At 41.7% G+C, this 13,558-nt stretch carries 10 protein-coding genes; 1 reads left to right on the forward strand and 9 read right to left on the reverse strand.

The genetic code is table 11. From position 1 onward, the window contains the following. Position 1: 1 nt before the first annotated feature. Positions 2–1,765 (reverse strand): aspartate--tRNA ligase, encoded by a 1,764-nt coding sequence (gene aspS / locus BLW31_RS11400; protein ID WP_010538037.1) that lies wholly within the window; start codon positions 1,763–1,765, stop codon positions 2–4. A gap of 75 nt (positions 1,766–1,840) precedes the next feature. Further along, positions 1,841–2,866 carry a diacylglycerol/lipid kinase family protein gene (locus BLW31_RS11405; protein ID WP_010538038.1) on the reverse strand — a complete coding sequence of 342 codons (1,026 nt, stop codon included), beginning with the start codon at positions 2,864–2,866 and terminating at the stop codon, positions 1,841–1,843. 220 nt (positions 2,867–3,086) lie between these two features. Between BLW31_RS11405 and spt the strand changes: the two genes are divergently transcribed. Further along, positions 3,087–4,271 carry a serine palmitoyltransferase gene (gene spt / locus BLW31_RS11410; RefSeq protein WP_010538039.1) on the forward strand — a complete coding sequence of 395 codons (1,185 nt, stop codon included), beginning with the start codon at positions 3,087–3,089 and terminating at the stop codon, positions 4,269–4,271. Positions 4,272–4,380: 109 nt separating this feature from the next. Here the strand turns inward: spt and BLW31_RS11415 are convergent, their stop codons facing one another. The 7 genes from BLW31_RS11415 to BLW31_RS11440 all read right to left on the reverse strand — a co-directional run bounded on the left by BLW31_RS11415 (position 4,381) and on the right by BLW31_RS11440 (position 13,552). Then, on the reverse strand, positions 4,381–4,728 hold the full coding sequence (locus BLW31_RS11415) for a lipocalin-like domain-containing protein (protein ID WP_010538040.1): 348 nt from the start codon (positions 4,726–4,728) through the stop codon (positions 4,381–4,383). Positions 4,729–4,759: 31 nt separating this feature from the next. Further along, positions 4,760–5,128 carry a hypothetical protein gene (locus BLW31_RS11420; protein WP_010538041.1) on the reverse strand — a complete coding sequence of 123 codons (369 nt, stop codon included), beginning with the start codon at positions 5,126–5,128 and terminating at the stop codon, positions 4,760–4,762. Positions 5,129–5,523: 395 nt separating this feature from the next. Next, positions 5,524–5,652: a hypothetical protein gene (locus BLW31_RS24780; RefSeq protein ID WP_256207904.1), complete on the reverse strand. Its 129-nt coding sequence runs from the start codon at positions 5,650–5,652 to the stop codon at positions 5,524–5,526. Between the two features lie 83 nt (positions 5,653–5,735). Continuing rightward, complete coding sequence (locus BLW31_RS11425) at positions 5,736–8,144, reverse strand: ABC transporter permease (protein WP_010538042.1); 2,409 nt, start codon at positions 8,142–8,144, stop codon at positions 5,736–5,738. 23 nt (positions 8,145–8,167) lie between these two features. Continuing rightward, positions 8,168–10,498 carry an ABC transporter permease gene (locus tag BLW31_RS11430; protein WP_010538043.1) on the reverse strand — a complete coding sequence of 777 codons (2,331 nt, stop codon included), beginning with the start codon at positions 10,496–10,498 and terminating at the stop codon, positions 8,168–8,170. Between the two features lie 15 nt (positions 10,499–10,513). After that, positions 10,514–12,859, reverse strand: coding sequence for an ABC transporter permease (locus BLW31_RS11435; RefSeq protein ID WP_010538044.1), 2,346 nt, complete (start codon positions 12,857–12,859; stop codon positions 10,514–10,516). 18 nt (positions 12,860–12,877) lie between these two features. Beyond that, positions 12,878–13,552 (reverse strand): ABC transporter ATP-binding protein, encoded by a 675-nt coding sequence (locus BLW31_RS11440; protein WP_010538045.1) that lies wholly within the window; start codon positions 13,550–13,552, stop codon positions 12,878–12,880. Positions 13,553–13,558: the final 6 nt, after the last annotated feature.

The raw sequence follows: 13,558 nt of genomic DNA on the forward strand, positions 1-13,558 counted from the left end.
TTTACTTATTTTCTTTGATATCAACGATCAGGTTGAGTTCATCAAGTTGAGTCTGATCAATTTCAGAAGGAGCATCCAACATTACATCACGTCCTGAGTTATTTTTCGGGAATGCGATACAGTCGCGGATAGAATCCAGACCAGCGAAAAGAGAAACCCAACGATCGAGTCCGTATGCCAGACCACCGTGAGGAGGTGCACCATACTTAAATGCGTTCATCAGGAAGCCGAACTGAGCCTGTGCCTTCTCCGGAGTGAAGCCCAGAATCTCGAACATTTTGGCTTGCAACTGGGCGTCGTGAATACGGATTGATCCTCCACCAACTTCCACACCATTGACAACCATATCATAAGCATCGGCACGTACGGCAGCCGGATCAGTATCCAGCAATGGAATATCTTCTTCTTTCGGATGTGTAAACGGATGGTGCATAGCCATCAGACGGCCTTCTTCCTCGCTCCATTCGAACATCGGGAAGTCAATAACCCAAAGGCAAACAAATTTATTCTTATCACGCAATCCCAACTGTGCTCCCATCTCCAGACGGAGTTCGCAAAGTTGCTTACGTGTTTTCATCACGTCGTCACCGGACAGAATCAGGATCAAATCACCCGGCTTGGCACCAAATGCTTCTTTCATCTGTTGCAGCACTTCTTGTGTATAGAACTTGTCCACACTCGATTTCACCGTACCGTCTGCTTCTACACGAGCATAAACCATACCTTTCGCACCAATCTGAGGCTTCTTGACGAATTCAGTCAGAGCATCCAGTTGCTTGCGGGTATAAGTTGCCGCTCCTTCTGCACAGATACCGCCTACATAAGCAGCATTATCGAATACTGAGAAACCATGTCCTTTCATGATATCCATCAGCTCTACGAACTTCATGCCGAAACGCAAATCCGGTTTATCGCTACCATAATATTTCATAGCGTCTGCCCAAGGCATGCGCTGGAACGGTTCAGTCAGTTCAACGCCACGAAGCGTCTTGAACAGATGTTTGGCCATTCCTTCAAAAGTAGAGATGATATCTTCCTGCTCTACGAAACTCATTTCACAGTCAATCTGTGTAAATTCCGGTTGACGGTCGGCACGCAGGTCCTCGTCACGGAAACACTTTGCAATCTGGAAATAACGGTCGAAACCGGACACCATCAGCAACTGCTTCAGAGTCTGCGGAGATTGAGGAAGTGCATAGAATTGTCCGGGATTCATACGTGAAGGCACCACAAAGTCACGTGCACCTTCCGGAGTAGAGCCGATCAATACAGGGGTTTCTACTTCTATAAAGCCCAGGCTATCAAGATACTTACGAACTTCGATCGTCATCTTATGACGTAATTCCAGATTAGAGCGCACGGCATTACGACGCAAATCCAGGTAACGGTATTTCATGCGGATATCATCGCCGCCGTCTGTATTATCCTCAATCGTAAACGGAGGAGTCATGGCAGTATTCAGAACGTTCAGTTCGGAAACGATAATTTCAATGTCTCCTGTAGGAATGTTTGCGTTCTTGCTGAAACGTTCATTCACTGTTCCTGTGATCTGAATGACGAATTCACGACCCAGTTTATTGGCACGGTCGCAAAGTTCAGCATTAATTTCTTCATTAAAAACCAATTGGGTGATACCGTAACGGTCGCGAAGGTCAATGAAAGTCATACCTCCCATTTTACGGCTGCGCTGTACCCATCCAGACAGCGTGATTTGTTTATTTACATCGGAGATTCTCAGTTCTCCACATGTGTGCGTTCTGAACATATTTTCTAATATTTATGATATTTTTCGTTAAGTAGCTTGCAAAAGTACACAATAAATCAGAATTCGGCATTTATTTCAGACTTTCTTTGTCAGCTTTTTCAATATTTTCTTGTTTTTGTCTGTTATATTGTCCACGATTGCCTCGTTAATCAGCTTTATTCCGTTCACATATTCCTGTGCCCTCTGCAGAACATTGGCTGCATCTTTTTCTTCTGTCTTCGGAACCACTACCCGCAGTCCGCTTTTGATAAGTTCGATATTCACTTCTGCCTCCGTCTGCATCGGATCACCGTCAAAATGCACGACTCCCGGTGCAGCCCGGCGGATGCACAACTTCTTACAACGGAATGTCTTGATCCGACTGTTTTGATCGATTGTTTTATTGAATAACTGAAAAGCGAGCGAAGGCACATCCAGAACGGTGAAAGGTTCCAGAATCGTCACATCCAGCAAACCGTCCGTCAATGTAGCCTGCGGGGCTATATAGGCATTATTTCCATATTGTGATGCGTTTCCGCAGGCAATCAGAAAAGCTTTATACTTACTGACTCCGTTTTCTGTTTCCAGTTCATACGTTTCGGGCTGATACTTAAGACTTTCCTGCAATGTCTTTTCCAGATAGGTCAACGGTCCGCGCTTACCGGCATGGGCAAACTTCAAACTGACAAATGCATCGAACCCTACTCCACACGTACAAAAGAAATCTGTGCCGTTGATCTTACCATAGTCTATTGTATCCAGACACCCCTCGTTCAGCACTTCCAGTGCCTTTTTAGGTTCCATGGGTATATGCAGATGCCGGGCCAGTCCATTACCCGATCCGCATGGAATAATTCCTAATGCGGTATCCGTATGTACCAGCGAACGAGCTATTTCATTAATTGTTCCGTCCCCCCCGATAGCGACCACCACGTCTGCTTTCTCTTCCGCAGCTTTGGCGGCTATCTCTACTGCATGACCGGCCCTTTCTGTATACACTACTTCCCAAGTGTATCTCGCCTTATCTATTTTTTCATCCAGCAAGCTAAGAATCAATTCTTTACTTTGTGTTCCCGAAATAGGATTGACGACGAATATTATTCTTTTCATTCTTTCGTTCATGCTAATCTTTGTCAATTGTAGACGACAAAAGTAATACAAATATATTAAATTTTGAGCTATTAGAGGTTTCTAATCTCATGAGAGCAACTTTTTTCTTTTAAAAAGAACAGATAAAAGCAAATTTTGTTATCTTTGCTCCCTGTTTTAAACACTTGTTAAGATAAAAGGAAATTGGATCATCAGCGAATGGTCTGAGTATGAGTATAATAAATTATAATTCATGGGATTATTACAAGAGAAGTTAGCTAAATACGACCTGCCACAGAAATTTATGGCACAGGGCGTTTACCCATATTTCCGTGAGATTGAGGGAAAGCAGGGTACAGAAGTAGAAATGGGCGGACAACATGTGTTAATGTTCGGGTCCAACGCGTACACTGGCCTTACGGGAGATGAAAGAGTGATTGAAGCAGGTATCAAAGCCATGCGTAAATACGGTTCCGGTTGTGCCGGTTCACGTTTTTTGAATGGTACGCTCGACCTTCATGTTCAACTAGAAAAAGAACTGGCTGCCTTTGTGGGCAAAGATGAAGCACTCTGCTTCTCTACCGGTTTTACGGTTAATTCCGGCGTTATCTCATGTCTGACTGACCGCAATGATTATATTATATGTGATGACCGTGACCACGCATCTATCGTAGATGGCCGCCGTCTCTCATTCTCTCAGCAATTAAAATACAAGCACAACGATATGGCGGATCTGGAAAAGCAACTTCAGAAGTGCAATCCGGATTCAGTCAAACTGATCATAGTAGACGGTGTGTTCTCTATGGAAGGTGATTTGGCTAATTTGCCCGAAATCGTTCGTCTGAAGCACAAATACAATGCTACTATCATGGTAGACGAAGCTCACGGTCTGGGTGTATTTGGAAAACAGGGACGTGGTGTTTGCGATCATTTCGGTCTGACTCACGAGGTAGACCTGATCATGGGTACTTTCAGCAAGTCACTGGCTTCCATCGGTGGTTTCATCGCCGCTGATTCTTCTATCATCAACTGGCTGCGCCATAATGCACGTACTTATATTTTCAGTGCATCCAATACTCCGGCAGCAACAGCTTCTGCTTTGGAAGCTCTGCACATCATCCAGAATGAACCGGAAAGACTGAACGCTCTGTGGGAAGCAACCAACTATGCTTTGAAGCGTTTCCGTGAAGCCGGTTTCGAGATTGGCGCTACCGAATCTCCCATCATTCCTCTTTACGTACGTGATACGGAAAAGACTTTCATGGTTACCAAATTAGCTTTCGACGAAGGTGTATTCATCAATCCGGTTATTCCACCGGCATGTGCTCCACAGGATACATTGGTACGTGTGGCACTGATGGCTACTCACACTAAAGAACAGATAGACAGTGCGGTAGAAAAGTTAGTAAAAGCTTTCAAGGCTTTAGACCTTTTGTAGTCAGCACTTAATACCTTATAAAAAGAAGCTGCTTTCCTCTTTGTCATATTTTCGGGAAAGTAGCTTTTTTTATTTTTATACGTGAAGGTATTTCACTTCCCTGGTCATTTTATTTCTGTTTCGCATAACGGATTTCCATCCCCTGATTATCCAGAATCAAAGAATCGGGCGTCAGTTTCTTGATAGCCATCGTGTCTGCAAATTCAATTGTCTGTCCATTGCCAATACTTTTTCCTGTCAGAACCAATTGGTCTCCTTCTTGTTTCCAACTTTCATAAACCAGTGTAGCCATATTGACAGAAGAAGCAATACCACCCTCCTCTATATTAATGCCTTGTACTTGTCCTTCCATTCCCGGTACCGGTTCTACCCATGCACCCACAATTGATGTGGAGTTGCCCCCGCAAGCAGCCAATAAGCTCGTCAACAGAGTGGCTGCCAACATTTTCTTTTTCATTTTTCTTGTTACAGTTAGATTATAAATAAAATTAGTTGTCCGATTCGGCCTTTTTACCAATCACCGTCACTTTCTTTGCTGTAGGTATCGTACTCGATCCCGGTTCTTCCTCTTCTTCGATATAGTCCACCCGAACCGTATCTCCTGATTCGAAACCACTGACATCGCCCGGTTCCTGATCCATTGTACTGACAAACAGGGTATCTCCTTCTAGAGTGACCAGCATGAAATTATGCATGGAAGCATCTCCTACTACTCCGGTTATTGTTTTCTCTTCTTCTGTTGGGGCAACAGTCAGACTATCTACATTTTCTTGTTCCGTAGTCTGCCCACTTTTCGACTGACATGCACTAAAACCAATCAAAGCAATAAGCCATATAAAAACTCTCATCTTGTTCATATGTATTCCATTTGAAATAAAATAAAGAATATTGCAAAGATAATTTTTTCTAATGATCTTCTCTTATAAAAGCAGAAAATCATTTCATTTTAAATACGAAATAACTTATGGAAGCATAAGTTGCCAATGCACCGCCATTACCGGACACGCACCATCCAACCTACTGTATATTAACCCATATGATACGGGCTTTAATAGTATAACAAAGCCTTATTAATAAATTTTGTAAGGTACATACTCTCGTTCCATGTACGTGAAGCATTCGGATCACGTATGTGAGCCCATGGGATCATACACGTGAAACGATGGGACCACGTACGTGAAACGAAGCGATGTTACTGGCAAAAAACAATAAACAAGCATTGATAACACCTTAAAGAACAGATCATTTAGTACTAAATGTCGTAGCTGGTCTCCGGTAAATACAGTCGTTCCAGCAAACAAAACAAGGTAGCAAAAGTGATGGTAAGAATCCTCTCAGATGTTACCATCACCTTGCCGTCACCGCTTGCCATTACTCCCATTTATTTGATTTATAAAGATTTAGTAAGAAGAGTGACGAATGACGGCAAAAAAGGACGTTTTTATCTTCCAGTAGTATCTTACTTTATTCACTTTTCATTATCAATGCCGGATTAATGCGGACAGCTTTGCGTACCTGCCAGAGTAATGTACCCAGAGAGATAAGCAAAGTAAGGATGAAGCCTGTCACAAAAATCCCTGCTCCTATCGGAGCCTTCACTGCAAAGTCTTTGGTATAGTCATCAATCATATAATAGACCAAAGGAATAGCGACAGCAAAGGCAGCTCCCAAAATATAAAGATACTTCCTGACCAATAACAGAGCTATCTGTTTACCCGTAGCTCCGTTTACTTTACGCAATGCAATCTCCCTGTAGCGCTGACGAATGTCATACAATGACAAACCGAATAGTCCAAGACAGGAGACACAGATAGCCAGTCCGGCAAAGGTGACGTAAATGCGGGTCGTTCTCTTGTCATCGTCGTACAGCTTCTCAACTTCATCTTCTACGAATGAGTATGTAAATTCGCCTTCTCCAATCACTTCTTGATGAAGTGCTTTCAGAAACTCAATGGCCTCCTTACGCTTTCCTTCAGCAATTGTAGCGATCAGCGGTTCTGTAGAATTACCACCTTCTTGATATAGAATAGCCAACGGGACATCTCCTTTAGATAAATGTCCGGTCCGGAAATCTTCTATCACCCCTACTACCTCGAAAGGAGGATTTTCTGCTAAGTTCACTCCCTGGCTCCACCACAAACGCGACTCTGGCTGTAATGAGGCTTTATCAATATTCTCTATCCGGAATAACTTCCGGGCCGTTTCATTGATTATCATTTTATATTGGACAAACTGATCCTCATCATTCCATCCTCTTCCTTCTTTCAATTTCAGACCAAACATCTGCATATAGCCTTTATTTGCATGAAGAACAGCCATTTTATGTTTCTCACCATTGCATTCTACATGAACATATGGCTCCAACTGAATAGGTGCTTCTCCATACTCCCACGATACAAATAAAGGGCACCCATCCATTTTCTGCTTAATGATTTGTTCTTTATGCTGCTCCAAATCATGTGCTTTTTGCCATTCTTCATCACTCGCATATGCTTTATTCATCGTTTCATGTGAAAGGAACTGAGCCGATATGATATTTTTTGTCTGATATCCCAAGTCTGCATGAAGCATCGTATATAATTGGCGGACAAAGAACAGTGCAATCACTATCAGGCTAAAAGTAATCACATACTGGACAAACAGGAATATGACACGGGAAATAATCGAATGCCCTCCAACACTTACAGAACGCAAAGAAGTGATTGGAGAAGAATAATTATAACGTAAAAAAGGGAAAACAGACGTGACTAAAGGCAACCCAAATAACAGAGCCAAAGACAGAGATAAGTCGAATAATATATCAGATTTCACAGGAATAGCATATACCGATGCGAATAAACCGGCAGTTACTTCTATCAGCATCCAAATAATCAATAAAGCAACAGCAACCATACATACATTCTCTGCATATATCTGAGTAAATATCCGGAGACTACTTGCTCCATACACCTTCTTAACCCCAAATTCACGTGCCCGCTTTAAAACGATAACGGTATAAATGTTGATAAAATTAAAAATACCTACTAAAAGTAACATACAAGCCACCACAGACAATACAGTTACATGGTCTTTATTTCCCCGCATAAAAGCTGCTGACGTCGAACGCACTGTTTTATTAAAATACAACTCCTTCAAAGGAAGTAGTTTATACTGTATAGGTGAACTGCCAAAGCAAAACAATGACTGCGGTTTAGATATCTTTTCATTATACTTTGTAACGTCTGTTCCATTCGTCAAACGTACTATGCAAAATCCCATTCGGCTCCAACTTACATATTCTCCCTGATCAACAGGAGCTATCAGATCAAATGACAGAGAAGATTTTGTACTCGGTTCATCAATGATTCCCCGAATGGTAAGCGTAGTGCCGACTGAAGAAGTTAATTGTTTACCTAACGGATCTTCATCTCCGAAGAGATGCCGGGCATATTTTCGGGTAATGATCACATCATCCGGTTTTTGAATGGACTTAATTCCGGAGATCACCGGATAATCCATCAACTTCAGAAAGACACTATCCGTTACCAAAACATTAGCCAGATAACGGTGGTTATCAACCATAATAAAATCATCTTCAAAAGAGACACAATAGGTATATGCCTCTATCTCCGGATTCTTCAAAGGATCTATAAAGTTAGGATCATGATTCCAGTCTGTATTGTCGATGATTGAAGCATTACCATTACTCCATTGCACTGTCAATATAGACAGTTGATCCAAATTTTTACAGAAGCGATCAACTGTCAGTTCCTGATGAATATAGCGTACTATTATCAGCGTTGCAGCCACACTGACTGCAAGCCCGATAATATTAATCATCGTATAAGTTCTGAAGCGGAATAAAGTCCTGATAGCAGACAATTGGTTCTTCATATTACTTTTATTTAATAATGATGTTATTCGCTCTTGATTACTTCTGCCGGATTTTGGCGGGCGGCTTTCCATACTCTCCAGATGATGCTAAGAAATATAATAAGTAGCATACCGGCAAATATTCCTCCATACATCCAAAAGCTTATCGGCGTCTGCTTTACATATCCTTCAAGCCAGTGTTTCATAATGAGGTAGCCTAATGGGAAGGCCGTGAATGACGAAATGATAAGGAGAATCAGATACTCTTTAAAGAATAAATTCAAAATAACCTTTACACTTGCACCGTTTACTTTCCGAATAGCAATTTCTTTCCGGCGCTGTTCGCATGATAACGTCACTAAGGAAAATATACCAAATACGGCAATGATGATACAGATAAAAGAAACAACACTCAGCAACTTAATCATCGTATTTTCCGACTTCATAAAATCGTTATACCTCTCTTCCATATTAATCAGAAATAGGTCTGCATTCGGATTGACCTTATGTGCCTCTTCTTTTAGTTTTTTAGAAACGGTATCCCATGTACCTTCCTTAAACTTAAAAATGAAATTCCCTCTATCCTTATTACTACCCAAAGAGAAAACAGCGGGAGTCACCGGATGTATGGGAGCATTATAACAGATATCCTTAATAACTCCCTTTACCGTACATACCTCATCAATGCCCATACGTATTTTCTTTCCTATCGGCTGATTCCATCCGAAAGCCTTTACAGCAGACTCATTCACTACAACCGCCTCTTTTCCGTCTTTCTCATCCAGCATACTGCCTTCAATAAGTCCGACCTGGAAAAAGTCTGCAAATTCCTGATTGATTGTTTCACTTTCTACATTTACGCGCTGTTCTTTATCTGCTTGACCTTCCCATTCATTTACTTCATGTGTAGAAAATATCATTTTAGGGATAGGAGTATAAAAGCCATACAGACGTTCTGTGATATCAGGCATCTGATCCAGTATTTTCTCAAACGGAACATTCTCAAATCCATAAGTAGAACCAATTACTCCTACATTATGCCTTTCCAGTCCGAGCTCATTAGAATTCAACAGATAGTTTAACTGCTTCATCATGACCAAAGTGCAAAATACAAAACCGATACTAATAAAGAGTTGAAACAAAATACTTGCTTTATAAAACCAACCGGAAAGATGAAGATTTGATTTGTGTCTGATACTGTCAAGCAAAGTCCGTTTGTTGGCATAGTATACAAATATGGCAGCAATTCCCGTTGTCATCACAAGCAACGACAGGATATACAGACTTACTTCACCATAGAAAAATGAAGTACTCTCGTCAATCTGCGACAAGCGTTTAAAAACAGGCAGGATCAGTTCGAGCAACATAGCTCCTATGCCCGATGATATAACAAGTAACAATATCAATTCAGAAAGGAGCAATGACAACAGGCCGGCATTGGAAGCCCCGTTCACTTTTCTCAATGCCAATTCACGTTTACGCATCCGAATACGGGTAATCAGCATCGTTAAATAATTGCATAGTCCACAGATGATAACTAAAACCCCAATACATGCAAAAAGACGCACATGATTCAACTTGACATTCACATTTTCTTGTGGATGAGTACTTCGTAATGTTGACAAGAGAGCGATAGGAGTAGATATGGTCTGCTCATGCGAATCTTGTTGTACCTTATATTCTGCCAGTCTCTGTTCCAACGCTTTTATGTCGGTATCGGGGTAAACACGGAAAAGAGTATGACATTGCTGCCTTCCCCAATGTGCTTCCCAGTCTGGATAAGGTAGTAGAATATCAAAAGGATATATAGAGTGCCCTTCCCACGACTTCACAACCGCGACAATTGTCATTTCCGCATGATCATTTTCCGGTAAGGTTATTTGCTTGCCAATTGGTAATTCATCTCCGAATATTCGTTTGGCCGCTTTATCAGTTATAGCAATCTGGTTCTTTCCCAGCCTTAACTGATTATCTCCATTCAACACAGTTATGTTGAACATAGAGACAAAGCTGGAATCGACATTTAACTGCATCATCTGATACTCTGTCTTCTGATATAGTACCGGCTCCGCTTCAGAACCCGCCATCACATGACATGCTTTCTCCACCTCCGGGCAGTTCTTATCCAAATAATCTGCCAATAAACTGGATGAAAGATAAGAAAAGCCATCTCCCTGCAATGCAAATTTATTGCCTGCCAAGTAGATGCGTTCTGATCCCTCATGAAAGTCATCATACGTCATTTCATAACGTATCCACAGCACTGATAACGCAAAACAGGTAAAACCAATTGCCAGACCGACAATACTTACGATACTCTGCGTTTTGTACTTTATCAGATTACGAAAAGCTATTTTCAAATAATGATATATCATAGCATTGTGTTTATGTTATTCGCTTTTGATTATTTCTGCCGGATTTTGGCGGGCAGCTTTCCATACTCTCCAGATGATGCTAAGTAAAAGAATAATAGCTACCACCACAAAGATACCTATGTATATCCAGCCATCTATTGCCGTTTGCCTTACATAATTATCAATCCATTTCCTCATCACAGCGTATCCTACAGGGAATGCAATAACAGCAGCAATGATCAGCAACAATAAATATTCCCGGAAAAACAGATGGAGGATATGACGAATTTGTGCTCCATTCACCTTTCGTATAGCTATTTCTTTTTGTCGTTGTTCACAAGAGAGCGTCACCAATGAGAAAACTCCGAATACAGAAATAATAACGCAAACCAACGATACAAAACCCAACAGCTTCATCAGTGCATCTTCAGAGCGGAGATGTTTATTGTATTCCTCTTCTTCATTGAACAACCGCATATAGGCATTCGGAAATTCTTCTTTGTGCAGCTTCTCTATAGCCGCACGACATTCATTCCACATACCTTCTCTAAATTTAAAAAGAATGCTGGCACGATTCAACAGATATTCTTGTGCTTTAGGATGCTGAAAGGCAACCAGCCCGGGTTCACTCGTAGGAGGCCGGTAACTTAAGTTCCTGACTACTCCAACGACCTTGTATCCACGGTGTTGACCATTCTGCTCATAATAGAAGCTTTTGCCCAAAGCTTGTTTCCACCCAAACTTGTGGCACGTATTCTCATCTATCACAACTTCATTTCCTTGATTCTTGTCTGATATAAACTCCCCTTCAAGTAATTTCAAATCATAGAATTGAAAGAACTCTTCTTTGCCAGGTAGCATGCCGACAGTTACAGCTTCTTCCACCACTTTCGGCGAATCATCCCAGTTGTTTATCTCGACATACATCATCGGTCCTGTAGGAATAATCGGGAAATATGAAGGAGGCAAAGTCTCCGTTACCATAGGCAAAGCCGCTATCTTTCCCGGCCATTGCTTAATGTCTCCATTCCACAAGGCTACATTGCCAATATTATGACGCTCCATCCCTAAATCCGTATTCTTCAGAAAATAAAGCTGCTTCATCATGACAACCGTACAAAAGATAAAAGCAAGACTGACAACCAACTGCATGATGATTCCTATCTTACGAAACAAATAAGGTCTGGCAGTTACCACCTTCCCTTTGATCGCTTCCTGCAACGTCCGACGACGAAAATAAGATAACGGAATCTGCGCAAACAGGAAAGACAAGATGATTACAACCAGAAGATACACCATAATCTCCCCGTAGTAGGAACCAGCCTCTATCTGCGTAAAATTCAGGAATCGGGACATACTCAGTTCTATCATTAACAGTCCGCATAGCAGGGCAATGCATAAAATCAGGAACAGTTCAATGCCAAACTGAACCGACAAGGAGGCATTACTCGCACCATTTACTTTACGAAGTGCCATCTCACGACTGCGCATGCAGAGCCGACTGATATAAAGCGTCAGGTAATTGAATAACGAACAGATGATAACCAATCCGCCTGCCAATGAGAAGTAAAAGATATAACTGAAAGAAATGACGACATCTACTTTGGAAACATAATCCGAATAACGCAAAGCTGAAACAGGTGTTATCAGCAGTTTCGAGAGTTCACTTTCCTTGGGGATATTCAACAAATCGATGCTATCTATCTTCTTTTGAAAAGTATCCCTGTCCACTCCTGCACGAACACGAACAAACAACTGTTCTCCTTTGCTGCCCCAACGTGGATAATGTCTTGCCGAAACCAATACACTGTATGGTATATTAGAATGACGGGACCATCCGCTCACAATGGCACCTATCTTACGGGAACGTCCGTTCAGCTCCACTTCTTTTCCCAAAGCATCTTCTTCATTACCGAAAAGTTTTCGGGCAAACTCCTCTGTAATAGCAATTTCCGGGTCATTCTCCTTCAGGAAGTTGACCGTACCTTTCAGCAACTGTATATTGAAAAAGTTCATGAAAACAGAATCTGCCGCAGCCATTACTACTTCGTGCTCATTATCTCCCATACGAAATTTCATTTCCCGATATATGGAAGTGGAAGCAGCAGCTTCAATCTCCGGCATTTTCTCCTGCAAATAACTCGATAAAGGGTAAGGAGTGGAATTGAATATGCTACCCGGAGAATCAGTATAATGCGCACGTACCATATAGATACGGTCGGCTCCCTCATGGAAAGTGTCGTAAGTCATTTCATAACGAATCCATAAGACAGACAGCGCAAAACAAGTGAAACCGACAGCTAATCCAATGATACTGACAAGGGTCTGTGTCTTGTATTTTGCCAAATTGCGAAAGGCTACTTTCAAATAGTGTTTTATCATGATACCTTATTCAATATATTACATGCTGACTTCCGTTACTACCTGACCATCAAACAAATTAATGATACGGTCGGCATAACCTGCATCGTGCTGTGAGTGTGTCACCATAACAATGGTGGTTCCTTCTTTATTCAACTCACTCAATAGTCCCATCACTTCTTTGCCATTCTTTGAATCCAGATTACCGGTAGGCTCATCGGCAAGGATCAGTTTAGGATTGGCAACTACTGCACGGGCGATGGCAACACGTTGTTGCTGCCCTCCGGAAAGCTGTTGCGGGAAGTGTTTGCTACGATGAGTGATAGCCATCCGTTCCATAGCAGTCTCAACTCTCTTTTTACGTTCGGAAGCTGAGATACCCATGTAGAGCAGAGGCAATTCAATGTTTTCATAGACATTCAATTCATCTATCAGATTGAAACTCTGAAAAACGAAACCGATTACCCCTTTGCGAAGACTGGTGCGCTGAGATTCTGTATATTTGGATACTTCGGTTCCATTCAGGTAATACTCTCCTCCTGTCGGATTGTCCAATAGTCCAAGAATATTGAGTAATGTTGACTTTCCACAACCGGAAGGTCCCATAATGGCAACGAACTCACCCTGTTTCACTTCGATGCTCACATTATTCAATGCCCAAGTTTCTACCTCTTCGGTCTTGAAAATCTTCTGTAAATTAATAGTTCTGATCATAATAGT

It is taken from the genome of Bacteroides faecis MAJ27 (assembly GCF_900106755.1).
Taxonomy (GTDB): Bacteria; Bacteroidota; Bacteroidia; order Bacteroidales; family Bacteroidaceae; genus Bacteroides; species Bacteroides faecis.